General features: G+C 41.1%; 23 protein-coding genes and 1 pseudogene. 16 read left to right on the top strand and 8 right to left on the bottom strand.

Features of this window, described 5'->3' with window-relative positions:
• Positions 1–6 precede the first annotated feature (6 nt).
• From AN395_RS05725 to AN395_RS05735, 3 genes are read left to right on the top strand one after another with little or no spacing between them, the layout of a single operon-like run.
• The gene (locus AN395_RS05725; protein WP_004588915.1) at positions 7–582 is read left to right on the top strand and encodes an RNA polymerase sigma factor; all 576 of its coding nucleotides are present in this window, start codon (positions 7–9) and stop codon (positions 580–582) included.
• Positions 579–1,658: a FecR family protein gene (locus tag AN395_RS05730; protein ID WP_054982353.1), complete on the top strand. Its 1,080-nt coding sequence runs from the start codon at positions 579–581 to the stop codon at positions 1,656–1,658. The genes AN395_RS05725 and AN395_RS05730 overlap by 4 nt, the downstream gene beginning before the upstream one ends.
• 8 nt (positions 1,659–1,666) lie before the next feature.
• A complete protein-coding gene (locus AN395_RS05735; RefSeq protein WP_054982354.1) occupies positions 1,667–4,702 on the top strand; it encodes a TonB-dependent siderophore receptor in 3,036 nt (1,011 codons plus the stop codon).
• Between the two features lie 300 nt (positions 4,703–5,002).
• Here the strand turns inward: AN395_RS05735 and AN395_RS05740 are convergent, their stop codons facing one another.
• The 6 genes from AN395_RS05740 to AN395_RS05765 all read right to left on the bottom strand — a co-directional run bounded on the left by AN395_RS05740 (position 5,003) and on the right by AN395_RS05765 (position 10,771).
• A complete protein-coding gene (locus AN395_RS05740) occupies positions 5,003–5,446 on the bottom strand; it encodes a PA2169 family four-helix-bundle protein (RefSeq protein ID WP_004588918.1) in 444 nt (147 codons plus the stop codon).
• A gap of 173 nt (positions 5,447–5,619) precedes the next feature.
• Entirely contained in the window at positions 5,620–6,558 is a 939-nt protein-coding gene (locus tag AN395_RS05745) for a LysR family transcriptional regulator (protein WP_024032602.1), read from the bottom strand.
• Between the two features lie 17 nt (positions 6,559–6,575).
• A complete protein-coding gene (gene aceK, locus AN395_RS05750) occupies positions 6,576–8,294 on the bottom strand; it encodes a bifunctional isocitrate dehydrogenase kinase/phosphatase (protein WP_054982355.1) in 1,719 nt (572 codons plus the stop codon).
• Positions 8,295–8,494: 200 nt separating this feature from the next.
• Positions 8,495–8,974: a hypothetical protein gene (locus AN395_RS05755; RefSeq protein ID WP_054982670.1), complete on the bottom strand. Its 480-nt coding sequence runs from the start codon at positions 8,972–8,974 to the stop codon at positions 8,495–8,497.
• Between the two features lie 82 nt (positions 8,975–9,056).
• Complete coding sequence (locus AN395_RS05760; RefSeq protein ID WP_004588922.1) at positions 9,057–10,553, bottom strand: DUF3413 domain-containing protein; 1,497 nt, start codon at positions 10,551–10,553, stop codon at positions 9,057–9,059.
• Positions 10,554–10,558: 5 nt separating this feature from the next.
• Complete coding sequence (locus AN395_RS05765) at positions 10,559–10,771, bottom strand: DUF1414 domain-containing protein (RefSeq protein WP_004588923.1); 213 nt, start codon at positions 10,769–10,771, stop codon at positions 10,559–10,561.
• Positions 10,772–10,833: 62 nt separating this feature from the next.
• On the opposite strand from AN395_RS05765, the gene yejK reads away from it, so the two are divergent.
• Positions 10,834–11,850, top strand: coding sequence for a nucleoid-associated protein YejK (yejK, locus tag AN395_RS05770; RefSeq protein ID WP_004588924.1), 1,017 nt, complete (start codon positions 10,834–10,836; stop codon positions 11,848–11,850).
• A 506-nt stretch (positions 11,851–12,356) separates the two neighbouring features.
• Here yejK and rne read toward each other — a convergent pair.
• Positions 12,357–15,585, bottom strand: a pseudogene (gene rne, locus AN395_RS05775) (ribonuclease E).
• A 756-nt stretch (positions 15,586–16,341) separates the two neighbouring features.
• On the opposite strand from rne, the gene rluC reads away from it, so the two are divergent.
• Entirely contained in the window at positions 16,342–17,301 is a 960-nt protein-coding gene (gene rluC, locus AN395_RS05780; protein WP_054982356.1) for a 23S rRNA pseudouridine(955/2504/2580) synthase RluC, read from the top strand.
• Entirely contained in the window at positions 17,301–17,960 is a 660-nt protein-coding gene (locus tag AN395_RS05785) for an HAD-IA family hydrolase (protein ID WP_054982357.1), read from the top strand. Before rluC ends, AN395_RS05785 begins: the two co-directional genes overlap by 1 nt.
• On the opposite strand, the gene AN395_RS05790 is transcribed toward AN395_RS05785, so the two are convergent.
• Positions 17,957–18,550 (bottom strand): nucleoside triphosphate pyrophosphatase, encoded by a 594-nt coding sequence (locus AN395_RS05790; protein ID WP_054982358.1) that lies wholly within the window; start codon positions 18,548–18,550, stop codon positions 17,957–17,959. The genes AN395_RS05785 and AN395_RS05790 overlap by 4 nt on opposite strands.
• Positions 18,551–18,681: 131 nt before the next feature.
• On the opposite strand from AN395_RS05790, the gene yceD reads away from it, so the two are divergent.
• The 10 genes from yceD to tmk all read left to right on the top strand — a co-directional run bounded on the left by yceD (position 18,682) and on the right by tmk (position 26,663).
• Positions 18,682–19,206: a 23S rRNA accumulation protein YceD gene (gene yceD, locus AN395_RS05795; protein ID WP_004587685.1), complete on the top strand. Its 525-nt coding sequence runs from the start codon at positions 18,682–18,684 to the stop codon at positions 19,204–19,206.
• Positions 19,207–19,216: 10 nt separating this feature from the next.
• A complete protein-coding gene (rpmF, locus tag AN395_RS05800; protein WP_004587686.1) occupies positions 19,217–19,387 on the top strand; it encodes a 50S ribosomal protein L32 in 171 nt (56 codons plus the stop codon).
• An 11-nt stretch (positions 19,388–19,398) separates the two neighbouring features.
• Positions 19,399–20,436, top strand: coding sequence for a phosphate acyltransferase PlsX (gene plsX, locus AN395_RS05805; RefSeq protein ID WP_004587687.1), 1,038 nt, complete (start codon positions 19,399–19,401; stop codon positions 20,434–20,436).
• Between the two features lie 53 nt (positions 20,437–20,489).
• On the top strand, positions 20,490–21,416 hold the full coding sequence (gene fabD, locus AN395_RS05810; protein WP_054982359.1) for an ACP S-malonyltransferase: 927 nt from the start codon (positions 20,490–20,492) through the stop codon (positions 21,414–21,416).
• 11 nt (positions 21,417–21,427) lie between these two features.
• Positions 21,428–22,174 (top strand): 3-oxoacyl-ACP reductase FabG, encoded by a 747-nt coding sequence (gene fabG / locus AN395_RS05815; RefSeq protein WP_054982360.1) that lies wholly within the window; start codon positions 21,428–21,430, stop codon positions 22,172–22,174.
• Positions 22,175–22,424: 250 nt separating this feature from the next.
• Positions 22,425–22,661 carry an acyl carrier protein gene (gene acpP / locus AN395_RS05820; RefSeq protein ID WP_004587690.1) on the top strand — a complete coding sequence of 79 codons (237 nt, stop codon included), beginning with the start codon at positions 22,425–22,427 and terminating at the stop codon, positions 22,659–22,661.
• Positions 22,662–22,933: 272 nt separating this feature from the next.
• Entirely contained in the window at positions 22,934–24,172 is a 1,239-nt protein-coding gene (gene fabF / locus AN395_RS05825) for a beta-ketoacyl-ACP synthase II (protein ID WP_004587691.1), read from the top strand.
• Positions 24,173–24,245: 73 nt separating this feature from the next.
• Positions 24,246–25,049: an aminodeoxychorismate lyase gene (pabC, locus tag AN395_RS05830; protein ID WP_054982361.1), complete on the top strand. Its 804-nt coding sequence runs from the start codon at positions 24,246–24,248 to the stop codon at positions 25,047–25,049.
• Entirely contained in the window at positions 25,043–26,029 is a 987-nt protein-coding gene (gene mltG / locus AN395_RS05835; RefSeq protein WP_004587693.1) for an endolytic transglycosylase MltG, read from the top strand. Before pabC ends, mltG begins: the two co-directional genes overlap by 7 nt.
• A 7-nt stretch (positions 26,030–26,036) precedes the next feature.
• Positions 26,037–26,663, top strand: a complete 627-nt coding sequence (tmk, locus tag AN395_RS05840) for a dTMP kinase (protein ID WP_004587694.1) — start codon at positions 26,037–26,039, stop codon at positions 26,661–26,663.

Genomic DNA, 26,663 nt, shown 5'->3' on the forward strand with positions numbered 1-26,663 from the left:
TTAAGGATGACTACCAAAGTAAATATGACATCAACGTTTGTTGATATCACTAAGCAGTTAAAACGCTTTGTGTCGCGTATTGTACAGCCCGATGACGTAGAAGACATTGTGCAAGAAACCTTTATTAAAAGCTACGAAGCTGATTTAAAACAAGATATTCAGTTTAGACGCAGTTACATGCTTAAAACTGCAAAGCACTTAGCGCTTAATCATATAGCCAAGTGGGATAACAAGTTTAATGACTCGTTAGAGCACGACGCAGAATTACCCCCGCTGCTTAAATCCTCACAACTTGAGGATGAGTACACCTCAAAAGAGCGTTTTTTACTTTTTTGCAGAGCAACGGATCAACTAAATTCTTCTATCCGTAAATGTTTTATATTTAAAAAAGTGTACGGTATGAGCCAAAAAGAAATCGCCCAGCACATGCAATTAAGTGAAAGCACAGTAGAAAAACACATTGCCAAAGGTTTATTACAAACCATGTTATACATGAAAGAACATGAACAAAATCATAACCAATCTGCGGCACATAATTCTGCTTGTAATTCGGCTCTATCAATTGAGAGGGCAGCAAAATGAGTAATGTTCATCAATTTACATCAAAAGATTTAATTTTAGAAAAAGCCTGCCAATGGATCAGCGCAATTGATAGGGGCTTAAGCGAAATTGAAAAAGAGCAATTTAAGCTTTGGATGATGCAAAGCACCGCCCATCAAGATGCCGTCTACGAACTTGCGCAGCTATGGGATGAATTGTCCGTATTAAACGAGTTAAGCAGTTTATTTCCGCATAGAAGTGTAAAACAGCCCCAGAAAAAAAGATGGGCGTTTTCTAGTGCGATTGCCGCGAGCTTATTTGCAGCATTAATGGTGTGTAGTTACTTATTAATTAACCTTGAAAACGGCTACAACGAAGAGCTGGCTAAAATAAATTACACCAAAATATATACAACGAAGGTGGGCGAACAAGCCACGTATGTTTTACCCGACGGCACCATAGTGCAATTAAACACGAATAGCCTATTAGAGGTAGCTTATAGCAAAGGGCGTCGTCAGTTATTACTGAGCAAGGGTGAAGGGCGTTTTAATGTAGCAAAAGATGCATCGCGCCCATTTAGTGTGATGGCTGGCGATAAGAGCTTTACGGCACTTGGTACTGTATTTAATGTACAACGCAATACCTCTTCTGATTTAGAGCTGGTTGTAACCGAAGGTAAAGTGATGATCACCGACCCAAGTGTTGCTGTAAGTGCCAACGATTTTAAAGACTACCAACTGGCTGATAATAACGCTAAAAAAGTACGTAAAATCAATGCCAATATTGTTATCTCTGGTGAAAAAGCAATTATAGAGCAAAGTATTACTAAACCTATCACGCAGCTTTCTATGGATGACGTACAGCGTGATTTAGCGTGGCAAAATGGTATGTTAATTTTTAATGGTGAGCATTTAAGCGATGCATTAAATGAAGTGAGCCGTTACACCTCTACGCGTTTTGAGCTTTCAAGCGATGAGCTTGCCAATATAAAAGTGGCGGGTGTTTTTAAAGCTGGCGATGTTGAGGGGCTACTTGAGAGTTTACAGACTAACTTTGCAATTGAGCATGAGCGTTTAGGTGAACATATGGTGAGCCTAACACAGCAAACTAAATCATAAGAAATGTTATGCATATCAAACAAATGTTAGGTGAAGTTGCATCTTTAAATGTTATTAGTAAAAAAAAGTTTAAAAAAAAGATAAAAAACTATAGAGGAATTTTGTTTGTCAGCTGTTTATATAAATTGCGCAGTAACCAAACGCATTTATTTAGTGGTTTAAGTGTACTTGCTCCGGCTATTTTTAGCTTGAGTGTGCAAGGGGCAACACAGACCACTGGGCAAATGGTGCAATTTGATATACAAGCGCAGCGAGCAGACAAAGCCTTAATAGAATTTGCTAAACAAACAGAGCAAACCGTGGTGTTTTCTTATGAGTTGGCAAAAAATTACCAAGCAAATTCGGTTTATGGTTTTTATACCCAATTAGATGCACTGCAAGCATTATTAAGTGGGACTGAGCTCGATGCGGTTGTTGATCAAAATGGTTTACTGAGTATAAAACTCAAACAAATCAATAGGAAAGATAACAACATGATGAAGCTTTCAGGGGTTAGTGCAGCTGTATTACCAGCATTGCTTGCAGCAAATTCACACGGTGTGAATGCAGCAGAGGATGTTGCACAAGAGAAAATAGAAAAAATTGCTATTGTAGGTAGCCGCGTAGCAGGGCGCTCAGTAGAAGATTTACCCGTACCCGTTGATATTTTAAGTGCTGAAGCACTTGAAAACACAGGCCAAACCGAAGTTGGCCGTATGTTGCAATCTATTGCACCTTCATTTAACTTTTCAAGCTCGTCAATCAGTGACGGCACTGATGCCTTACGACCTGCAACACTGCGTGGCTTAGGGCCTGACCAAACACTTGTGCTTATTAATGGTAAGCGCCGCCACCAGGCAAGTATTATTCATATCAATACCTCAGTAGGGCGTGGTACCGCAGGTACCGATATGAATGCTATTCCAGCCTCAGCTATTAAACGTATAGAAGTTTTACGAGACGGCGCAGCAGCACAATACGGCTCAGATGCAATTGCCGGTGTAATTAATATTGTACTAAAAGATGGCAGCGAAGGCGGCAAAGCAGCGGTTAATTACGGCCAATACTCAGAGGGTGATGGCGAAACAGTAAACGTTGATTTTAATAAAGGGTTTGCCCTAGGTGATAGCGGCTACTTAAATGCAACACTTAATTACCGCGACCGCTCGCCTACTAACCGCGCTGGTTTGCACGGCTCGTGTCAGTTTTATGGGTGTACAGAGCTTAGCGACGGTACTTTACTGGCAGGCGATCCGCGTGAATTGACCGCCGACAGAGACACTTTTCGTATTGGTGATGCCGACTCACAACAATTTGGCTTAACCGTCAATACAGGGTATGAGTTAGGTGATGGCGAGCTGTATGGCTTTATTACTTATTCAACGCGCGATAACGAATCAGCCGCGTTTTTCCGTCATAATGCAAATGCGGGCGGTAACCCTGTTTTACAAGACAACGATGCAACTATCCCGTTAGGCTTTTTACCTAAAATTAATACCACAATTGATGATATTTCTTACAACTTTGGTTACAAAACCGATTTTGATAACGATGCAAGTTTAGATGTATCGTACACCTACGGTGAAAACAGCATTGATTACACAACAAGTGACACAATTAATGCCTCGTACGCTAACTTTTTACGTTACGAGCAAGGTTTAAGTGCCGCAGATATTCGCAGTACTATTCCACGTGAAGCCTATGCCTATGGCATGGAGTTATCACTGCAAACCATTAATATAGATTTCACACAAAACTTTGATGACTACTCACTGGCTATGGGTGCAGAAATTCGTACCGATGAATACCGTATTTTAGAGGGTAGCGAATATGCTTATCGTGATTACGACACCCTTGATGGGGTAAGTATTTATAGTGGTTTAAGTGGCGGTGTAGGCTCTGAAGATGCCTCTGGCGGCACGCAAGGTTTTGGTGGTTCTTCGCCGGCATCATCGGTTGATGAGTCACGCGATGTAATTTCGTTTTACCTTGATGCAGAAACCTACCTAATTGAAGATGTCATTTTATCAGGCGCACTGCGTTATGATAATTACAAAGGCTTTGGCGACACGGTAAACTTTAAGCTTGCTGGTAACTGGGCAATTACTGATGATGTGTCACTGCGTGGTGCATTAAGCTCAGGCTTTAGAGCGCCATCAATGCAGCAATTGTATTTTAACAATATCAGTACGCAATTCGTTGTGGCTGAAGACGGTTCATTAGTTGCAGAAGAAGTAGGTACATTCAGAAACGATTCAACCCTTGCACAAAGTTTAGGTATTCCAAAACTTAAAGAAGAAAAATCGCAAAACCGCAGCTTAGGTATTGTCTACAACGTAACGGATAACATTAATGTTACTGTGGATTACTACTCAATTGATATTGACGACCGCATAGTAATTAGTAACCGTTTAGGTAAAGGGCTTTCTTCAAGCCTAGATGCTGCATTAATCAGCTCAGGCGCAGGTGCAGGACAGTTTTTCTTAAATGGTGCAGATACCGAAACTTCGGGTATTGATTTTGTAGCTACTTGGAATACCGAGGGATTAGGTGGCACGCTTGATTTTACTTTAGCAGCTAACTTTACTGAAACTGAGGTGGTATCGTTATTTACACCATCGGGCTCAGGGCTTGAAACCGTACCGGTTGAAGATGTTTTCTCTGATCAAGAAATTTCAATTATTGAAGAGTGGCAACCAGAAGATCGCATCAACTTAAGTGCGCTTTACCAGCGTGGTGATTGGACTGTAAACCTTTCACTTAACCGCTTTGGTGAATACACAGTAGAAGATGGCGGACGCCAAACCTACGGTGCAGAAATTTTAACTGACGTTAAAGTTAACTACTTCGTGACTGAAGATTTATCTGTAAATATTGGTGCAAATAACTTATTTGACGTGTACCCAGATAAAAACACTATTGGTAACTCACGCTCGGGCACAATTGTAGATTCAAATGGCAATACGATTGTAAGCAGTGATGGGGTATTTGAATACTCTCGCCGTTCAGCGCCATTTGGCTTTAATGGTGCTTATTACTATGTAGGCGCAGAATACCGTTTTTAATAAATAACACTCCCTTATGTTATTTAAGTTCAAAGGGCCGTAAGGCCCTTTTTTTGTATTTAGCCTTTTCAGTATTTATTTCTCAACCGCGATTTTATTGTGTTGCGCCTTACCTCAGCGTTAAATTATATCAATTCGCTTAATTAAACATTATTACGGATTGGTATACCCCCTGTATGGCTTTGATAATACTAAATGAGGCATTTTGGACTTGGCTATACATAGCAGGGTTTAAACTGGACGTTGTAATAATAAAAAACCCAGCGGCTAGGCTGGGTTTTAAATATATGCAATTGAAAATTAATGCTTTTGCATACGGCTCATTTCGGTGTGGCAGCTTTGCATCGTTAGCAAGGTTTTCGCTAAGGCTGCTTCACAGTCGGCTGGCTGTGGTTTATCCATCGCTGCTTTAATTTCTTCAAGTGTTTTATCTTCTACCTCTTCAAGCTCTTTAACGTATGTTTTATCGTTATGAGAACTAAATGAAGTGAGTAGGGCTGTGTAAGCTCTGCGTGCTTCTACAGCAAAAGAAGAGCCGTCTTCACGCTCACCTTTTTCGTTAACTGCATAAGGTTGTAAGCGCTCAACACTTACTTTTCGTGCGTCAATCATGCGTTGAAATAATGCGCCAATGGCTGGGTCTTCAACTTTCTCTTGCGCTTTTTGATAAAAATCAATGCCACTGTTCATTACTTGGATGATGTCAGTAATATGAGTTGCTTCTGTTCCTTGATGGGTATTCATAATGACCTCTCTTTACATGAATTTAAGTTTCATAGTAAGTAGAGCAAAGGCCATTCCAGTTTTATTTTCATTTTTAAGTTATTGTAATTATTGGCTATTTATTTATTTAGTAAGCTACAAGGTTATTTAAAATAAAATAACCTCGCAAATTTTACATAGCTTTTGTAATAAGGTTATTTAAGCTCATCCGCCACTTCGGCTACTTTTTGGCGTAACCAAATATGGCTTGCATCGCGATGCAGTAAAGGGCTCCAAATCATATCTAGTTCAAAAGGCGGAATAGGAAATGGCGGCTCTAAAATTTTAAGGCCTGCATCATCTAAGTAAATATTGGCAGCCTTTGAAGGTAAGGTCGCCACTAAATTTTGCTCTTTTGCTAAATGAATGGCTACGTGGTAATTACGGGTAAACGTGGCAATATTTCGGTGTTTACCAAAATGGGCAAGTGCTTCATCTACCCAACCTAGCTTTTGTACATCTTTAGGGTCCATACCTACGCCAACCCCAAAGCCGGTTTTACTTACCCATATATGGCGGGCTTTTAAATAGCTGTCTAGGCTAAAGTTTTCGATAATTGGGTTGTCGGCTTTTACTAAGCAGCAAAAGCTGTCTTTCCATATGCGTTTATGATGAAAAGATTGCGGAAGGTTTTCAAAGCGGTTAATTGCCATATCCACTTTACCATTTTCAACATCATGAAACGTTACATCACTAGGCGTAAGTATATCTAGGGTTGTATCGGGCGCTTCTTCATGAAGTTTACTTAAAAGCTTTGGCGCTAATGTACTGGCTGCATAGTCACTGGCCATTATTCTAAAAACACGTTTACTTTGGCTGGCTTCAAATTCGCGATTAGGTGCGAGGGTTTCTTCTAGGGTCATTAATATACCGCGAATAACCGGTTGCAGCTCTATAGCACGCTCTGTGGGGACCATACCTTCACTGGTACGTACCAAAATTGGATCGTTAAACAAGTTTCTTAAGCGCTTAAGGCCGTTACTCATAGCTGGTTGAGTAATACTTAACTGGTTAGCGGCGCGGGTTACGTTACACTCACGTAATAGAGTGTCGAGGTAAACCAGCAAATTTAAATCTATTTTACTTATGTTCATTGTGTGTCCTTTAACGCTTACCAGTGATGAATAAAGCGCTGTGCTGTCGGGTATGGGTATATGTGACTAACATGACCCTTTTTTATATTTTGCTGAGCTTGCTTCCAAAAACTAACATCAACAAGCTCGGGGTGTGTACTGAGCAAAAACTGTTTGTACTTTGGGTTTGGCATAACAAAGGTACAAAGTTGCTCAGGAAAAACATCTTGCGGCGCAACTGAGTAACTTTGTTCATCAGTTAAGTAATCATCATAGCTTTTGGCCTTAGGTAAGGCCCTAAAGTTCATATCTGTTAGGTATTGAACCTCATCGTAGTCGTAAAAAATAATGCGCTTGTGTTTGCTTACCCCAAAGTTTTTAAGCAGCATATCGCCTGGGAATATATTTACCGCAATCATTTCTTTAAGTGCTTGGCCATACTCTTCTATTGCATCGGCAGCACTTTCTTCGCTGGCGTTTTCTAAAAATAAATTAAGCGGTGTCATGCGCCTTTCAATATATAAATGCTTGATAATAAGCCACGGGCCTTCAATTACCATAGATGAGCCAATGGTTTTATGTAACTGTGCCAGTAAATTACTATCAAAGCGTGCCAAAGGAAATACGACGTTAGAGTATTCTATGGTATCGGCCATGCGACCAACCCGATCGTGGCTTTTTACCAGTTGATAGCGTTTAAGCACGGTATCACGGCCAAACGGTTTGCTTTCGCCAAACTTATCTTTAATTACTTTAAATACATAGCCAAAAGAGGGCAGTGTAAATACCATCATCACCATGCCTGGTGTGCCTGGCGCTATAATAAAGTTATCGTCTGAGTGAGACAAGTGATGTAAAAATTCACGGTAAAACTCTGTCTTACCTTGTTTATGAAACCCAATGGCATTATAAAGCTCAGCGAGTGTTTTATTAGGCATAAGTTGATTTAAAAATCGCACCATGGCTGAGGGCGCATGGGTTTCAACCATAAAATAAGCCCGTGCAAAGCCAAAAATCACCCGCATTTGCGATGATTTGGTTAATAGCGCATCGAGGTATAAGCCTTTATCTTCATGGTGCAGTACCGCAATAATAAAAGGCTGTACACCGCTTTGAGAGACCACACGGCCGACTATGTAAGCAGCTTTATTACGATAAAAAGGCGCGTGCAAAATATCAAAGCGCATTTGCCAAGGCTGGTGGTGAGTGTCGGGTGCTTGTTTGTAAAATGCCTTTACGAGCAAACGTATATCCCGCTCTAAATTTACAAACGGGGCTTTAAAATCAAAATGCTCAATAATGCGCTTTATTGTGGGCTTTAAACCATCAACCACTGGAAAGTAGCTGCGGTACTCTGCCTCAACAGGAATGGCTGGGGCATCTTTTAATGTGGCTTGTACAAATATAAAGTCGTTATGAAAATAGCGTCTGTGGTACAAACGGCAAAATACTGAGTTATAAAATGTTTCGGCAAGTTCAGCTTGAGGATGAAAGCATAAAAAGCGTTGGTACAGTATTTTTACTTCAAGCCAAAGCTGCTCATCTAATTGCTCAGTTAACTGTGCTTGTTTTAATGCTTTAGTGGTCTCGTTTACTCTGTCATCGTAGTAACTAATACGCAGTTTACTAATTTCATTAATTTGCTGCCAATCGCGCTTTGCAAAGGCAAGCGGGGCTTGGGCGGTGGTTTTTTGAAACAGCTGATAATGCTTTTTAAAACCCGTTAAGATTAATTCAGCTATGTGGCGTGGCTGCATAAACACTCCTTAAAAAAGTGTATATAACGATTTTAGTACAGCATTTATAAATGTTAGTGGTGCTGTAGTGTTATACACGTTAGAGCTTTAACTCTATAGTTGTTAAGGTTATGTTATTTTAAGTTTAAAACCAAGATAAATATTCTCAGTTTTTATACTTTTAGTTTAAAGCATAATTGAGTGTGATGGCAAAAACCATGCTATTGGTAGGAAGCTATTTTTTTCTCTAACTTTTTAATGCGCTTTTCAATTTCGGTGGTTTGCTTTTTATGATCTTTATTTATTATTTTTAATTGCTTGGTAATATCTTTGCTAATTAACTTTTTGTCCTCGTCATCTAAAATACGGTTGAGGCGCTGTTGCTGGTTGTATTCTGCGCGGTCTTTTTTACGTTTTATAATCGCTAATTTATTAGTATTACTTCTCAGCTCAGCTTGCAGGTCAAGCACAATCCGTTCGCGCTCTAATGCGTTTAGCTCTTTTGTGTAGTCTTGCGCTGGTGCAGAATTAATTCCCGATACAGTATTAATTGTGTAGGCGGTAGCGTTATCGTTACAAGGGAATTGCGAAAAGATAGTGCCGTTTTTTGTCACGCATTTATAGTAAGTTGTGGCATTTTGCGCATGCAGAGAAAGTGGGCATACCATTACTGCGCATAAAAAAAGTGTGTGTTTTTGCATTAATTTCATCCCTGAGCGTTTACTATGATTTAGTAAATATAACCTAGCTTGGTGTTATAGCAAGCTAGGTTAAGGGATAGGGCTATTGTGTGTAGGTTTTTAGCTTTTTAATACTTTGTACTAAAAACGGGATATCGAGGCTTTGCTCAATAGAAAAACCTTCAGCGGCAGATATATTTTTATAGTTACCGTCTGAATCTATTAGCGTAATTCTATCTTTTTTGTAAGCAATAACTACGCCTTGAGAGTAATTAACGCCAGTGTCCGTCTTTTTCTTATACAGGTTTTCACCTAGCATGGTTTGTTTAACCACAGACTTACAGTTTAAGTATTGGCCTACACTGGTTGCAATAATATCACTGGGTTGAATAAGTCCATCTACCTTGGCTATTCGCTTATCTGAGCTGTATAACACCGATGATGTAACTACTTCCGAGCTATTATTAGCTAAGCTAAACGCAAAAATATGGGTGTCGTCACTGCGAGGAGACGGATTATCTTCACCTTTAATGATTTTAATTGCGCTGTTTGAATGCGCTTGATCGTTTATAAAGTTTAGCTTTTCAATTCCAGCAAGCTCTATGCTTCTGCGCTGACTTTGCCACGCGGGCAAGGTTTGCTCTGATAAAATAGCCATTTTATAAAAAGAAGGTAAGCCATACACTAAACTAAACAAGCTATCGCCATGGTGTGTTGGCTGTAAAAACTGATCAGTTTTATGTAGGTTTTTATGCTTGGCAACGAAGCGTTTTAACTGCTCGTTGGTATCAAATACAAAAATATCGACTTGCTGCGCAGTGTAATCTTCACATTTTTGCATTGGCGCAGGTATTTGGTAATTAATATTTTGGTTATTAATTCTTACATTGTGAGCTTGTTTATAGCTTTCAATGTCGAGCAAATCATTTTTTGCTAATAAGCTTTTAGCGGTCGTAGGGTACGACAGCGGTAAAACGTTATCTTGCTTCGTTATATCAAACTTTAAATTTGCATCTGCCCAAATGTGAATACTGTGGCTAAGTGCAAAACACAACACTAAAAACGAGCTGGCAAAACGGGCAAACTTAAGTTGTTTTAAACGCGCTAAGTGCTGCCATGTATAGTTACTTACAACTAATTGGAAGCCTAAAATGAGTAAAACAATCCCCCCGGCTAGCAATGTAGTAAGGGCAGGCGAGCTAGTTAGACGATGCCACAGTAAGGAAATGATTTCCGGTAGCGCAGAAGAGCTTAAATGATAGCCCAAATTAACGTATACATACGCATCAAGCGTTAAAATAGACGCCCCAAGCGTAGCAATAACGGCAGCCATACCTCGAATATGTCGAGGGTAGGGAAACACTAAGCTTAAAGGAAATACCGTCAGCACAAATGCTAAAAAAGCGATAAAGCTCGTATGGCTTAACCACGTCACTAACATATAGGTAATACCCATAAAGCTAGTTGGCGGTGAATCTGCAAATAAAAAGCTTAGGCTAATAAAAAGCGCTAAACCAATATTTGCAAAAGTGAACCAGTGGCCCCAACTTAATAACTGACTCGCTTTTGACGAAAACTGATTGTGCTGCGATAAATTCATATAATTTATTTAACCGACTGAGCAAGTGCTTTTGCAAAGTTCTCAGTTACGGCTTGTCTTTTCCCTGCAGGTACATGCTCTTTTAGGATATGCGTGATAGAATTTCCTAAACACATAAGGCTTAAATCAACCGGCGCATTGTGTTGCGTTAGCACATCAATAAGCTGATCGACGATTTGTTCTACTTCTTCATTAGAGTATTTTGATAAGATTGGCATCAGTTGGTTCAATAAAAGAGTTATATTCTCGTATTTTAACACCAGAGGCGTGAAAAACAAAGATGACAACAGACGTTAAAAAATTAGTCGTTCATTATGTAGACAAAAAAGACGACGATACGCAAATTCACCTACGAAACGATGAAATGGTGATAAACGATAAAGTCGCTGTTTTTATCGAACAACTTCATCATGCATACAACTCAAAGCCAGGTAAAGGTTACTGTGCATTTAGTGGCGATAAAAACAGTGTTGTAGCCTCGGCAATGCAAAGCTATCGTAATGACGAGTTAGGCTTTTGGCACATGACCGAGCAGGCATCTACTGTTTTAAAAGAAGAGTTAGATAAATACGCCTTTAGCGAAACAGGCTACTTAGTATTTTGTCATTATCAGTATGTGGCTACTGATTACATGCTAATAGCTATGATCAATATTAAAGAGCACTACAGCATGACCTCTGAGCTTGATTTAGCAGCGTCGCGCCACTTAGATATATCGCGCATGCAACTAGCTGCACGTATCGATTTAACCGCGTGGGATACTCAAGCTGAGGACAATCGCTATATCTCTTTTATTAAAGGGCGAGCAGGGCGAAAAGTAGCAGACTTTTTCTTAGACTTTTTAGGTTGTGAAGAGGGCATAGACCCTAAACAACAAAGCCAAGTGATGCTTAATGCCGTTGAAGACTATTTATCGGAGCAATCATTCGATAAATCAGAAAAAGATGAGTTACGTAAGCAAGTATTTGATTACTGTAACGATTGTGTGACCACGGGTGAAGATGCAAGCGTTACTGAGCTTTCGGCTACGCTAACGAAAGGTGACGATAGTCCGTTTGATAACTTTTGCAAAGAGCAAAGCTACGATTTAGAAGACTCTTTCCCGGTCGATAAAAAAACGGTGACCAGTATGGTTAAGTTTTCGGGTTTAGGGGGCGGTGTTAGTGTTAGTTTTGAGCGTAAACATTTAGGTGAGCGCGTAACTTACAATGAAGCGACCGATACACTGGTCATTAAAGGCATTCCACCAAACTTAAAAGATCAGTTACAGCGCTTTATGGAAAATGAAAGTGAGTAAACTCATTTGATCTAGTTAAAAGCCGATTTAAGAGCGCGATATTTATATCGCGCTTTTTTTATTTTTGCTAGGTAGTAAAGCCACTTAAAAATCTATTGCACAAAGAGAAGTGAAAGAGGAACAAATGAGAAAATACAAGCTATGGTTTATTAGCTGAGCCCTTTTAAATTAGCTTGTTTAGCTTTATTACTCACTCTAAAAGCGCAGCGTCTCTTATCCTCTTTGTGAATATGCGTTTATTACGGGCTTTGCCCATCACGCCAACAAGCTGAGTGTACAATTTAAAATTCACTGTATGAAATTTCGCCCGTAGGCGTGAAGCTTGCTCACGCGAGAATCAGCGTTTTGGTTTTTTTAATTTTTTACTAATAAAAAAAATGCAGATCTATTGCGCAAAGAGAAGCGAAAGAGGGGTAAATGACAAAACACATTTCAGGACAAGACAGGTATTAAAACAAAAAAGCCGCGCTATTTTACATAGCGCGGCTTTTTAATGAGGCTAAGGGTTACTCAGCGCTCATTGTTTTAGTCATGTCTGAACTAGCACGACCTGCAGGTTTAATTGACCCTGCGCGTAAGCCACTATCAGGAACTAACTCACGTTTATCGTGTGCCATGGCAACTGATGTATGCTTTACGTCGCTATCAGCAACTGGTGTCGGTTGAGCCATAGGTGCGCTTGCAGCCCCTTTGCTAATAACCGTTTTTGCATTGGCATCTTTTTGCTCAGCTACTTCAGTCTCTGCTTTAACAGGCTCAGGTTTCGCTGGTTGCTCAGCTACTTCAGGCTCTGCTTTAACAGGCTCAGGTTTCGCTGGTTGCTCAACTACGTCAGGCTCTGCTTTAACAGGTTCTGGTGTTGCTGGTTGCTCAGGGCTCTGCTTTAACAGGCTCTGGTGTTGCTGGTTGTTCAGCTACTTCAGGCTCAGCTTTAACAGGCTCTGGTGTTGCTGGTTGCTCAGCTACTTCAGGTTCTGATTTCACAGGCTCAGATGCTGTTATTGGTTGCTCAGTAACGACAACTGGCTCTTCAGCTGTTTCAGGGTCAACAGTTTGTACTGCATCGTCATTGGCTGTTGGTTGCTCTGCTTTAGGGGCAGCTTCAACTTTAGCTAAGTCTTCTACAGCTAACGCTTGCTCAACATTTTCTGATGCATCGTTTGAGGTTGGCTGTTCAGCTTTTGCTTTTAGCTCTGCCTCATATTCAGCGGCAGCTTGATCTGCTACTGGCACAAATGCCGGAGCTTCATCTGCTTTTTCTTCTGTAGCTTCACCTTGTTCAGGACGACGGCGACGCTGGCCCGAAGCGCGAAGGTGACGAGGAGAACGGCGTGAACGCGTACGTGTTTGCCCTTGCTCATCTTCAGAGTTTGCTTCGTCAGTTGACGCTGCAGCTACTGGCTTTTCTTCTTGCTCAGGTTGTGCTTTAGGCGCTTGCTCTTTCACAGGTGCAGGTTTTGTTTGCTCTGACTTTTGCTCATTTGCAGTTTGCTTTGCTGCTGGCGCTTGCTCTTGCGCTTTAGGCTGCTCTACTTTAGCTGTTTCAGTGCTTTGCTGCGCTTGCTCAGTTGTATCAGATGCTTTTACTTGCTCAGTATTTTCATCTTGGATACGTACTTTTTTGCGAACATTACGACGTTGACGGCGAACTTTTGGCTTTTGCTCTTTAGGCTCAGTGCTTTGCTTAGCCTCAGTTTCATTCGCTTTTGCGTCTGTTTTAACTTGCTCTTTGTCGGCGGTACGATTGTCGTTATTACGGTTATCGTTACGCTTACGCGAGTTAGGATTACGACGGCGCTTATTGCGGTTCTCGTTTTTCTCTTGGCTTTCGTTCGCGGTAGATTCAGTTTTCACATCTTCTTCAGCAGGACGTTCACCACGAGGTTTAGAGCGAGAGTTATTACGACGACGCTGGTTGTTATTGCGGCGACGGTTGTCACTGTTACCACGGCGATTGTTATTACGTGTTTGCTGTTGCTTTTCTTGCTCAGCTTTTTCTTTTGCTTGCTTTTCTTCTTCGCTTTCACCAGCAAATAACGACTTAAACCAATTACCAATAGCAGCCAATAGGCCACCTTCAACCTTAGGTACAGCAACAGGCGCTGCTGGTTTGTCTACTTTAGCTTGTGGCGCTGGCGTTGAAGGCATAACAACACCTTTAAGCATCGGCTCTTCACGAACAGGCGCAGCTGCTGGTTTAGCCATTTCGAACGACTCTGGCTCAGGTGCAACAACTTGCTCGTAACTTACTGTTTCTAGTGTTTCGTCTTTACGTAAACGCATCACTTCGTAGTGCGGTGTTTCCATGTGTTGATTAGGAATAATAACCACATCACATTTATGATGTTTTTCAATACGATGAACGCTTCTGCGCTGCTCGTTTAATAAATAAGCGGCAACTGCTACAGGCACTTGTGCATTTACTTGTGCTGTGTTGTCTTTAATTGCTTCTTCTTCAATTAAACGCAAAATAGACAAGGCGATAGACTCGTTAGAACGAATAGTACCTTGGCCGCTACAACGCGGACATGGGCCTTGGCTTGCTTCACCTAGTGAAGGGCGCAAACGCTGGCGCGACATTTCAAGTAAACCAAAGCGCGAAATTTTACCAATTTGTACACGCGCACGATCTGGACGAGCGGCATCTTTTAAGCGGTTTTCTACTTCACGCTGATGGCGTGGTGGAGTCATATCGATAAAGTCGATAACAATTAAGCCACCTAAGTCGCGAAGACGTAATTGACGGGCAATTTCATCAGCCGCTTCTAAGTTAGTATTCAGTGCTGTTTCTTCGATATCTCCGCCTTTTGTTGCTTTAGAGGAGTTGATATCAATAGAGGTAAGCGCTTCTGTTGGGTCAATTACAATTGAACCACCTGAAGGCAAACGTACTTCACGTTGGAATGCAGACTCAATTTGGCTTTCAATTTGGTAATGCGTAAACAATGGCGTGTCGCCTTGATAAAGCTTTACGCGGCTCATAAAGTCAGGGCGAAAACGCTCAATGTGCGCTTTAGCTTCTTCAAATACACGTGGTTTATCAATTAATATTTCACCAATATCACGACGTAAATAATCGCGAATAGCGCGGAAAATCACATTGCTTTCTTGGTGAATCAAAAACGGCGCTTTAGCACTGTCGGCTGCTTGTTGAATTGCATCCCAATGTACTAAAAGTGCTTTTAAATCGTAGTTTAATTCTTCAAACGATTTGCCAACACCTGCTGTACGAACAATTAAGCCCATACCTTTAGGAAGTTCTAATCGGCTAAGTGCTTCTTTAAGGTCTGTACGCTCATCGCCTTCAATACGACGAGAAATACCGCCAGCACGAGGGTTGTTTGGCATTAGCACTAAGTAGCTACCCGCTACGCTAATAAAGGTAGTAAGTGCTGCGCCTTTTTGGCCGCGCTCTTCTTTATCAACTTGTACAATTACTTCTTGGCCTTCTTTAATCACGTCGCGAATATTTGGGCGACCATGAAAAGTATAACCTTGTGGGAAGTAAGTACGAGCAATTTCTTTTAAAGGAAGGAAACCATGACGATCGGCGCCGTAATCTACGAAAGCCGCTTCTAAAGAGGGTTCAATGCGTGTGATTTTGCCTTTATAAATATTGGCTTTTTTCTGTTCGTGACCTGGGCTTTCTATATCTAAATCATATAGGCGCTGGCCGTCAACCAGTGCTACGCGCATTTCTTCTTGCTGCGTTGCATTGATTAGCATACGTTTCATATTGTTACTCTACTTATTTTTTGTCGCTGACATGACGAAACGTGTTCGCCTGTTCAGTTGTTCCTTTTTTTAGAATGTGCAGCCTCACGACTGGGTCTGTAACGGAACGCTCTGTAATGTGTATGCAGTATTTTTTAAATGCTGGCTAACAATAACGTACGCTTACGTTATTAAATTCTTTATGGTGCTAAAACTGTCGGCTCTTACGCTCTTTACAAGTTTTACCCAGAAGTTGGCCTGTCATATCAATCTTTTTAGTACGTTTATGTTAGGCGCGTAAGGCTCGTTAAGTAACTTAAATACGATGAGTATTTTCTAAGTACTTGCGAGCAAAGTTCGCTGCCGAATGTTAATAAACGCTTATTTGCTAGATTTTTAGTTCTAAATAAGCTGCTATACGGTACTACGTGTGAGCAAATGCTGAACAACGTTTTTACGTCGTCACTATCAAACAAATTATTTGTTCATTGCTTTTATTTTTACATTAAATGTAAATTCATGTTCAAACTTAACCAGTAATATATTACGCGCATTACTGTTAGTTGATCGCACGTGTTAACTGAGTAGGCATAAAAGCTTTGGAAAACTTAACTCGGATCTGTATGATCGGCTACCCAGAATGTGCATCACGAATGTTTTAATGTGTTAAAAAGCACCGTTGTTATTTGCAAATACTAAATATTTGCGCTGCTGATTATCCCACTATTATAACCGTGTTAGCAACTAAATTATTTTACTTAAATCAGTGATTAGGCAATGTCAGAAAAAACCGGCTTACAAGTAACTTTTGTCACAATCAACGAAGACCATTTAGGTCAGCGTATTGATAACTTTCTTATTACCCATTTAAAAGGGGTGCCTAAAAGCGCTGTTTATAAAATTTTACGCAAAGGCGAGGTCCGCGTTAATAAAAAGCGTATTAAGCCAGTTTACAAATTACAGCTTGATGATGTAGTGCGTATTCCGCCAATTAAAGTAGCAGAGCGCGAAGAGTTTGTGCCTAAAAAGCTTGATAAAGTAAAGCAATTAGAAGACGCAATACTCTTTGAAGATAAATACCTTATTGTAATTAACAAGCCCTCGGGCATGGCTGTACATGGCGGCAGTGGCTTAAGCTACGGTTTAATAGAAGCACTACGCGTATTACGCCCAGATGAGCGCAGTTTAGAGCTAGTACATAGGCTTGATAGAGACACATCGGGGTGTTTATTAATTTCAAAGCGTCGCTCGGTACTTACCGCATTGCATGAGCAGCTGCGTGAAAAAACAATGGAAAAAAATTACTGGGCGTTGGTAACAGGGCAGTGGGATTCGTCGGTTAAAAATGTAACTGAAGGGCTGCGTAAAAACACCCTCAAGTCGGGCGAGCGCGTGGTGCGTGTAGACAATAACGAAGGTAAACCTTCACATACTCGATTTAGAGTACTTGAGCGTTTTAACGAGTGCTCGTTAGTGCAAGCCTCACCTGTGACTGGGCGTACTCACCAAATTCGTGTACATACACAGTGTAAAGGCCACCCTATTGCATGCGATGATAAATACGGCGACCAAGGGTTTGATTTATCAATGCGCAAAATAGGCTTAAATCGCTTATTTTTACACGCCCACGATTTAAGCTTTTATCACCCTAAAAACGAAACTACCATGCGTGTAGAGGCACCGCTTGATAACGCACTTAAAAGTTGTATTTTAAAATTAAGAGATGCTAAAGCGTAATGACCACCGCTGTATTAAAAAAATATAAACTGGTTATTTTTGATTGGGATGGCACTGTAATGGACTCAATTAGCAAAATTGTTAATTGTATTCGTCACAGTGCGCTGGCGCTTAATATTGAGCCGCCGAGCGACACTGCAATTAAAAATATTATTGGTATGTCGCTTGAACTTGCTATTGAGGTGCTATTTCCTGAGGACGTAGCGCACCATCCCGCATTAGTTAACGGCTATAAACAGCAATACCGTGTTGATACGACTGCCACTCCTGTATTTGATAATGTAGAAAATGTACTAAGTGCGTTAAAAGCACAAGGGGTTATTTTAGCGATTGCCACTGGTAAAGGGCGTGATGGTTTAATGCGTTTATTAGAGCAAACTCAGTTAGGGCATTACTTTAGTGCCACGCGCACAAGCGATGAAGCGCACTCTAAACCTTCCCCCGATATGCTTGAACAACTATTAGTTGAATTAGCAATAAATGCCGACGAAGCACTCATGATTGGGGATACAAAAATAGATATGGCCATGGCACAGGCAGCCAACATAGATAGAATTGGCGTTACCATGGGCGTGCACAGTGCAGCGCAGTTAAGTGAGTTTAGCCCCGTTGCAACCGTTGATAATTACCAGCAGCTGCAACGCATACTACTTGGCTAAGGTTGAGCGGCGAGTATGTCGAGATTAAACTCAGCCAATAGCTGGCTGAGTTTAATAAGAGGCAAGCCTATTAAGCTATTAGGATCGTCTCCGTTTAATTTTTCAAATAAGCATATCCCTAATCCTTCACTTTTAAAGCTCCCAGCACAGTTATAAGGCTGCTCTGCATCGCAGTAGGCTTCTATTTGCTCTTTGGTGAGTGTTCTAAATACTACTTCAAAAGGCTCTATTAACGTTTTTGCTTTATCGCTAGCAATATCGTAAACACACAGGCCTGTTAAAAACGTGACAGTTTGGCCGCTAAACAAAGAAAGCTGCTTTATGGCGTTTTCTTTATTATGAGGTTTACCAAGTATTTGCCCATCAAATACGGCCACTTGGTCGGAGCCGATTGCAAGGCCTTTAACAAAATGATCGCAAGCGGCACGCGCTTTACGCTCGCTTAGGCGCTTAACAAGTTGCTCAGGGGGTTCGTTTGGTATGGCGGTTTCGTCAATATCAGGCGAAAAAGTCCTAAATGGCAGATTAAATTTTTGCAATAAAGACTGCCTAAATGGCGAGCTTGACGCTAATATAAGCGGGTGCTTCATAAATTATTATCCTAATTAAAATTAGTTTGAGTTAGGATAAATCAGATCCGTAATGAAAACACGTGAAAAACCATGTAAAAATGCTTTTTTGCTTTGACTAACCAATTAACTATCTATATGATGCAGCCCCTATGCAAAAGGTAAAAATTCCCATCACTCTTCATCCTGGGAAAGCAGCGCAACACCGTTTAACTTACGATGGTATTGTACCGCTTGAAAAACTTGCTCGTTTACGAGGTGTTGTACAGGAAGAAGTAGGTGAAATAGCGGTAAAAATTCAGTGCAAAACCGATGAGCAAGGTTTAGTTGTGATTAGTGGCAATTTGTCTACACACGTAACTGTAACTTGTCAGCGTTGTAATGATGATTTAGGGTTGGATTTGGATCAAGACTTTATGTATTCGCCTGTTGGTTTGGATGCTGAGTCAGATGATCTTCCTGAAGTCTACGATGAAGTAGCGCTTGATGAAAACGGTGAAATTAACGTGTTTGAGTTAATCGAAGACGAGTTAATTTTAGCAGTGCCATTAGTGCCTACACACAACGAAGCTTCGTGCAATTACTCATCAAAGCCTGCTAGCTTTGGTGTACTAAAGGCGGAAGATGATAAACCAAATCCATTTGATATTTTGAAACAACTTAAGAAAGATTCTTAGGAGAAGACTAATGGCTGTACAAAAAAGCAAAAAGTCTCGTGCAAGACGCGGCATGCGCCGTTCACACGATGCGATCAACGGTCCAACTTTAACAGTTGACCAAACTTCAGGTGAGACTCATCGTCGTCACCATGTAACTGCTGACGGTTACTACAAAGGCGTTCAAGTAATTTCTAACTAAGAGATTGCTTTATGCTGACTAATCTAACCATAGCGTTAGATATGATGGGGGGCGATTATGGCCCCCGTTCATCTATCCCCGCTGCCGTTTGCGCAGTAAATGCTCATGCCAATTTAACACTCATTTTATGTGGCAACGAGCAAGTAATTACTAATCAATTAGAATCCCTCGATTCACTTTCACACCCACGTTTAATTATTCGCCATTGCAGCGAAGTTGTCACTAATGCCTGCGAACCCGCTTTAGCTGTGCGTTCTAAAAAAGACTCCTCTATGCGTGTCGCCCTTGATTTAGTTAAATCGGGTGAAGCACAAGCCTGTGTAAGCTCGGGTAACACCGGCGCTTTATTTTTTATGGCTCATTACGTATTAAAAATGCTGCCTGGTGTTAAACGCCCTGCATTAATATCGGCCGTTCCTACAGAGCGAAAAAATCCAGTTTATCTGCTTGATTTAGGCGCTAATGTGCATTGTGATTCAGAAATACTTTATCAATTTGGCATTATGGGCTCGGTAGTAGCAGGCCAAGCTCTTGGCTGCGACAACCCTAAAGTGAGTTTACTTAATATTGGCTCTGAAGACATAAAAGGCCATGAAGGCATAAAGCAAGCAGCGCAGCTTATGCAGCAAAGCCCTTATATTAATTACACGGGTTACAGTGAAGGCAGTGATATTTTTTCGGGAAAAGCCGATGTCATTGTGTGTGAAGGGTTTGTCGGAAACGTTGCATTAAAAACCTGCGAAGGCATTGCTAAACTGATCATGAAAAAGTTTACAAGCGCCTTAGAAAAGCACTTAATTTACAAATGCATGGCGTTTATTTTAAGTCCTATCATAAAAAAACTCTATAATCGGGTGAACCCCGACCAGTATAACGGCGCTTCTCTGGTAGGATTGCGCGGTATTGTCGTTAAAAGCCATGGAAATGCATCAGCAAAAGCATTTCAAGCAGCAATCGATGAAGCGGTAAAAGAGGTTGAACGTCAACTTCCAGATAAAATAGCCGCTATTTTCGAAAAAACACATTCTAAAAACTCGGCGGCCGAATAACGTTTAGGTGCCGTAGTTACACTAAATTTTTGTTTAATTAAAAAGAGCAAAGTATGGCACAAAAAATTGCACTTCTATTTCCTGGTCAGGGCTCACAAAGCGTTGGCATGTTAAGCGAGCTACTAGAGAGCTCTGACATTGTAAAAGCAACCTTTAGCGAAGCGTCAAGCGCACTTGGCTACGATTTAGCAGCGCTTGTACTAAATGGCCCAGAAGAAGAACTTAATCAAACTCACCGCACTCAACCTGCTTTATTAACAGCAAGCGTGGCAATTTACCGCCACTGGTTAGCTGCAAACCCAGATGTGGATGTGGTTATGGCTGGTCACAGCTTAGGTGAATACTCTGCATTGGTATGTAGTGAGGTTATTAGCCTAGGTGAAGCGGTAAAACTTGTTGAAAACCGTGGCTTATACATGCAAGAAGCTGTGCCTGCGGGCGTAGGCTCTATGGCTGCCATTATTGGTTTAGGCGATGAGCAAATAAAAACAGCATGTGAAGAGTCTGCACAAGGCGAGGTTGTTTCACCGGTAAATTATAACTCACCAGGGCAAGTGGTTATTGCAGGGCATAAAGCTGCTGTTGATAGAGCTTCACAAGCGTGTAAAGATGCCGGCGCAAAACGTGCCTTACCACTGAGTGTGAGCGTGCCTTCACATTGTGAACTAATGAAACCAGCGGCTGAAAAACTTGCCAACGATTTAGCCGCTTTAACATTTAATACACCTAAGTGTGATGTAATTAATAATGTTGATGTAAAAGCACAAAGCTCGGCTGATGCAATTAAAGATGCATTGGTACGTCAACTATACAGCCCAGTTCGTTGGACAGAAACAGTACAGGCTTTAGTTGCTCAAGGCATTACGCAAAGCTACGAATTTGGCCCAGGTAAAGTATTAACTGGACTTGCAAAACGAATTGATAAAGCAATGGTATGTGGCTCAGTAAATGACGCTGCTGCTATCGACGCTGCAAAATAAGAGAATATAAAATGACTAATTTATTTTCATTAGAGGGCAAAGTTGTCCTAATTACTGGCGCAAGCCGTGGTATTGGTAAAGCAATTGCAAACACTTTAGTAGCGCAAGGCGCAAAAGTAGCAGGTACTGCTACGAGTGAGTCAGGCGCGGCTAAAATTAGCGATTACTTAGGTGATAACGGTATGGGTTATGCTTTAAACGTAACCGATCCTGCATCGATTGAGGCTACATTAGCAGCAATAAAAGCCGACTTAGGCGATGTTGACGTACTTGTAAATAACGCAGGTATTACCCGTGATAATTTATTAATGCGTATGAAAGACGGTGAGTGGGACGATATTATCGACACTAACTTAAGCTCTATCTTCCGTTTATCTAAAGCGGTATTACGCCCAATGATGAAGAAAAAGAACGGCCGTATTATTAATATTGGCTCAGTTGTGGGCACTATGGGTAATGCAGGCCAAGCTAACTACGCGGCAGCTAAAGCGGGTGTTATTGGCTTTTCTAAATCGCTTGCACGCGAAGTTGCATCGCGCGGCATTACAGTAAATGTAGTAGCCCCTGGTTTTATTCAAACTGATATGACCGATGAGCTAACAGAAGATCAAAAAGCGGCCACCCTTGCTAATGTACCAGCAGGTCGATTAGGTCAGCCTGACGAAATAGCAGCGGCAGTGTGTTATTTAGCATCTGACGCGGCTGCGTATGTATCTGGCGAGACTTTGCATGTAAATGGCGCGATGTACATGGTTTAACCGCCATTGTTATAAGCAAATGCTAAAAATAACTTAAGTAAGTGACCTCAAAAACATTGAAATTTTTATGATCTTGCTTTAAACATACTTGAAATCGCTGTGAAAATAAGCGATAAAAGACAAAACAAACACTCAGAGGTTTGACCAGACAATTATTTATGTTCAAATCATTGAATCAGAGAATTATGCGGCGTAAACTACGCCGCAATCTGAAAATAACGCATTGGCGTTTTTAATAAAGGAAAGAAGAATGAGCGATATCCAAGAACGCGTAAAAAAAATTATCATCGAACAGCTAGGTGTTAAAGAAGAAGAAGTTAAAAACGAAGCTTCTTTCGTAGACGACCTAGGTGCAGATTCTCTTGATACTGTTGAACTAGTTATGGCTCTTGAAGAAGAGTTTGATACTGAGATCCCAGATGAAGAAGCTGAAAAGATCACTACAGTACAATCTGCAATCGATTACGTATCAGCTCACGCTGAGTAATTAATCGCATATTAAAGGCAGCATTCGCTGCCTTTAATCTATATATCCAAACCACCTCAAAGTTCATGATTCAAATTCACCCGCTTTTACTCTCTACTGCATTCATTTGTAATAGCATATCTTTAGTTGAATTTGAGACTCGCACTTTGAGGTCGCTTGGGTATGAATTCCCTTTGTAATGCCAATAGATTTAAACTTAGTGAGTTAAACGGCTTACTAAAGTAATACTATTTTAATCAATTGGTTTAAATATCCCTTATTGGAGGCAAACCGTGGCTAAACGTCGAGTCGTCGTAACTGGCTTAGGAATGTTGACGCCGCTAGGTAATGATGTGCAATCTACCTGGCAAGGCTTATTAGATGGTAAAAGTGGTATACAAAATATAACCCACTTTGATACATCAAAATTTGGTACTAAATTCGCTGGACTCATAAATGACTTTGATGCAACTGCATACATGTCGGCGAAAGATACTAAAAAAATGGACTTATTTATTCAGTACGGCATTGCAGCGGGTGTTCAAGCCTTTCAAGACTCAGGCCTTGAAGTTACTGAACAAAACGCAACACGTATTGGCGTTGCTGTAGGTTCAGGCATTGGTGGATTAACCCTAATTGAAGAAAACCACATAAAGCTGCTTAACAGTGGCCCACGTAAGCTTTCTCCATTTTATGTGCCATCAACCATTATTAATATGATCTCGGGCCATTTATCAATGATGCATGGTTTACGTGGTCCTAATATTTCTATTGTGACGGCATGTACTACAGGCCTGCACAATATTGGCCATGCAGCGCGTATGATTGCTTACGGCGATGCCGATGCGATGGTTGCCGGTGGCGCAGAAAAAGCCTGTACACCTATTGGTATGGGTGGCTTTAATGCTGCACGTGCGCTTTCTACCCGTAACGACGACCCACAAGCTGCGTCGCGTCCGTGGGACAAAGACCGCGATGGTTTTGTACTATCTGATGGTGCAGGTGTTGTTGTAGTAGAAGAGTATGAACACGCTAAAGCCCGTGGCGCTAAAATTTATGCTGAGCTTGTTGGATTTGGTATGAGCGGTGATGCGTATCACATGACCTCGCCACCGGAAGACGGTGCAGGTGCGGCACTTGCTATGCAAAATGCATTAAACGATGCACAAGTAAATGCAGACCAAGTTGGTTACATTAACGCACACGGTACATCTACTAATGCAGGCGACAAAGCCGAAACGCAAGCTGTTAAAACTATTTTTGGCAGTGCAGCGCAAGATGTAATGGTAGGCTCGTCTAAATCGATGATGGGACACCTATTAGGCGCAGCGGGTTCTGTAGAGTCTATTATTTCTATTTTATCGCTGGCCGATCAAAAAGTATCGCCCACCATTAACCTAGATAACCCAGATGAAGGCTGTGACTTAGATTACATAGCCCACACTGCACGTGATGCAAAACTCGACTTTGCATTGTGTAACTCATTTGGTTTTGGTGGGACTAATGGCTCGTTGCTATTTAAAAAGGTATAATCCTTTTTAACAACGAACCACATTATAAGAGCTCAGTTGTTTAACTGGGCTTTTTTTATGCAAGCCATTCAATATGCAAACAATAATAACAACCGATGATACAAGTGCGATTAATACACGCGATAGAGGCCTTAACTACGGTGATGGCTTTTTTACCACAGCCAAAGTAATTGCTGGGCAGGTAGAGCATTGGCAGTACCATAAAGCACGTTTGGTAGAATGCGCAAAACGCTTAGCGTTTCCTGCAATTAACTTTACTGAGCTTGAGCAACATATTGCAAAGGCGATTACTGGCTGCCAATTAAATGTGATTAAAATAGTGATCACCCGCGGAGAAGGTGGGCGAGGCTATGGATTGCCGCAACACACCCATTTAACCATTTTAATTACCGTGTTAGAGTTTCCTCAAAGCTACCCAGCATTAACTAAAACAGGGGTGAGTTTAGCCCTAAGCCCAATAAAATTAGCAGCCCAACCTTTATTAGCTGGTTTAAAAACACTTAACCGACTAGAACAAGTGCTGATTAAAAACGCCATGGCAAAACAGCAATGTGACGATGTTTTAGTACTCGATCATCAAAACAATGTGATTGAAGCCTCGGCAGCTAATATTTTTACTATTAGTGATAATAAGCTATATACGCCAAGCCTTGAGCAATGCGGTATTAAAGGGGTTTATCTGCAATCGTTATGTGATAAATTAGCGGTTGAATTTAAGCAAGTAAGCCTAAATGAATTAACCCAAGCTAGTGCTGTATTTATTTGTAATAGCTTAATGGGCGCTGTGCCCGTTAATCGTATAGAACAACATACATTTAATGTTGAGCAAAGCATGTGTTTATTAAATGAATTATTAGCCAAGGAGGCTAAGTGTTAAAAGTTATTTTATCGGTATTATTGTTAGCTTTAGTTACAACGCTAGTAGGGTATCAGCAATTACAAGCAACAATAACTAGCCCGCTAAATATAACAACGCCTACCCAGTTTGAAGTTAAAAAAGGCATGGGCTTTAACCAGCTATGTAAACAATGGCAAGCTAATAATTGGTTAAAAAGCTGCTGGCGTTACCAAGTAATTGCAAAGCTTGACCCAACACTAACCGACTTAAAAGCCGGCTTGTACGAGCTAACGAATACAAGCGTTATTAATAATATAAAAAAAATAAACAACGGTGAGCAAATCAGTTTTAGCTTTACTATTATCGAAGGGCAAAACTTACGCGAAGTGATAGCAGCCATTAGTAGTGCGCCGCATTTAACTAATAACTTAAATACAGAGCAACTGGCGCAGCAAATAGTAGGTGAAAAAGGCCATTTAGAAGGGTGGCTGTTTCCAGATACATATCATTATCACAGCGGTGATACTGCCAGTAGTTTATTAAAACGTGCGGCCGTTAAAATGCAGCAAACACTTGAGCAAGCATGGCCACAACGTGCAGAAAACCTACCGTATAAAAACGCATATGATGCACTGATCATGGCCTCTATTATCGAAAAAGAAACAGGCCTTGCCAGCGAGCGCCCATTAATAGCCGCCGTTTTTATAAATAGATTAAACGCAAATATGCGCCTACAAACCGATCCCACCGTAATATATGGCCTAGGAGAGAGTTTTGACGGTGACATTAAACGAAAAGATTTACGCGATTACACACCCTATAATACGTATCGCATTAAAGGGCTGCCGCCAACACCCATTGCCATGCCCTCAAAAGCGGCTATTTTAGCAGCGCTTAATCCGCCTAAAACACAGTATGTTTATTTTGTGGCGAAGGGCGATGGCAGTCACCAATTTTCAACCACGTTAAAGCAACACAACGCGGCAGTTAAAACGTATATATTAAATAAAACGAATTAAACTTTATATGAAACCAAAATTTATTGTTATTGAAGGCCTTGAAGGCGCAGGTAAATCAACGGCTATTTCGTTATGCCAAGACTTTTTAAATAAAAAACAAATAGACTTTATTAACGTACGCGAGCCAGGTGGTACACCCCTTGCCGAGTCTTTACGTACTTTAGTAAAAGCCGAGCATGAAGAAGACATAGCCTTTGAAACCGAACTACTTATTATGTACGCAGCTCGCTCGCAGCTTATGCATAATGTAATTAATCCGGCGCTTGATAAAGGGCAGTGGGTATTAGCAGATCGCCACGATTTATCATCTCAAGCGTATCAAGGTGGCGGGCGCGGCATAAGCGCTAATACCTTATCGTCTTTGTCGTCTATGGTATTAAAAGGGTTAAAACCTGATTTAACCATATACCTAGACATAGACCCCGTAATAGGCCTTGAGCGTGCTAAAGGCCGTGGAGAGCTTGATAGAATTGAGCAAGAAGCCATTGAGTTTTTTCAGCGCACGCGCATGCGTTATGTTGAGCTGGCAAATGACGATAGCTCAATAAAAACCGTAGATGCCAACCAAAGTATTGATAAAGTACACCGCGATATAACCAATGTACTACGCACTTTTTTTGAAGGGTTAAAATAA

The sequence above is a fragment of the Pseudoalteromonas sp. P1-30 genome (assembly GCF_001400005.1).
In the GTDB taxonomy this organism is placed as follows: Bacteria; Pseudomonadota; Gammaproteobacteria; order Enterobacterales; family Alteromonadaceae; genus Pseudoalteromonas; species Pseudoalteromonas atlantica.

Coding starts and splice junctions, on each gene's coding strand:
- fabG (WP_054982360.1), top strand. CDS start 21,428: ATGACTAATTTATTTTCATTAGAGGGCAAAGTTGTCCTAATTACTGGC.
- AN395_RS05760 (WP_004588922.1), bottom strand. CDS start 10,553: ATGAATTTATCGCAGCACAATCAGTTTTCGTCAAAAGCGAGTCAGTTA.
- AN395_RS05765 (WP_004588923.1), bottom strand. CDS start 10,771: ATGCCAATCTTATCAAAATACTCTAATGAAGAAGTAGAACAAATCGTC.
- AN395_RS05730 (WP_054982353.1), top strand. CDS start 579: ATGAGTAATGTTCATCAATTTACATCAAAAGATTTAATTTTAGAAAAA.
- yejK (WP_004588924.1), top strand. CDS start 10,834: ATGACAACAGACGTTAAAAAATTAGTCGTTCATTATGTAGACAAAAAA.
- rluC (WP_054982356.1), top strand. CDS start 16,342: ATGTCAGAAAAAACCGGCTTACAAGTAACTTTTGTCACAATCAACGAA.
- rpmF (WP_004587686.1), top strand. CDS start 19,217: ATGGCTGTACAAAAAAGCAAAAAGTCTCGTGCAAGACGCGGCATGCGC.
- AN395_RS05735 (WP_054982354.1), top strand. CDS start 1,667: ATGCATATCAAACAAATGTTAGGTGAAGTTGCATCTTTAAATGTTATT.
- AN395_RS05745 (WP_024032602.1), bottom strand. CDS start 6,558: ATGAACATAAGTAAAATAGATTTAAATTTGCTGGTTTACCTCGACACT.
- yceD (WP_004587685.1), top strand. CDS start 18,682: ATGCAAAAGGTAAAAATTCCCATCACTCTTCATCCTGGGAAAGCAGCG.
- plsX (WP_004587687.1), top strand. CDS start 19,399: ATGCTGACTAATCTAACCATAGCGTTAGATATGATGGGGGGCGATTAT.
- acpP (WP_004587690.1), top strand. CDS start 22,425: ATGAGCGATATCCAAGAACGCGTAAAAAAAATTATCATCGAACAGCTA.
- fabD (WP_054982359.1), top strand. CDS start 20,490: ATGGCACAAAAAATTGCACTTCTATTTCCTGGTCAGGGCTCACAAAGC.
- AN395_RS05785 (WP_054982357.1), top strand. CDS start 17,301: ATGACCACCGCTGTATTAAAAAAATATAAACTGGTTATTTTTGATTGG.
- AN395_RS05740 (WP_004588918.1), bottom strand. CDS start 5,446: ATGAATACCCATCAAGGAACAGAAGCAACTCATATTACTGACATCATC.
- AN395_RS05755 (WP_054982670.1), bottom strand. CDS start 8,974: ATGCAAAAACACACACTTTTTTTATGCGCAGTAATGGTATGCCCACTT.
- pabC (WP_054982361.1), top strand. CDS start 24,246: ATGCAAACAATAATAACAACCGATGATACAAGTGCGATTAATACACGC.
- AN395_RS05790 (WP_054982358.1), bottom strand. CDS start 18,550: ATGAAGCACCCGCTTATATTAGCGTCAAGCTCGCCATTTAGGCAGTCT.
- aceK (WP_054982355.1), bottom strand. CDS start 8,294: ATGCAGCCACGCCACATAGCTGAATTAATCTTAACGGGTTTTAAAAAG.
- tmk (WP_004587694.1), top strand. CDS start 26,037: ATGAAACCAAAATTTATTGTTATTGAAGGCCTTGAAGGCGCAGGTAAA.
- AN395_RS05725 (WP_004588915.1), top strand. CDS start 7: ATGACTACCAAAGTAAATATGACATCAACGTTTGTTGATATCACTAAG.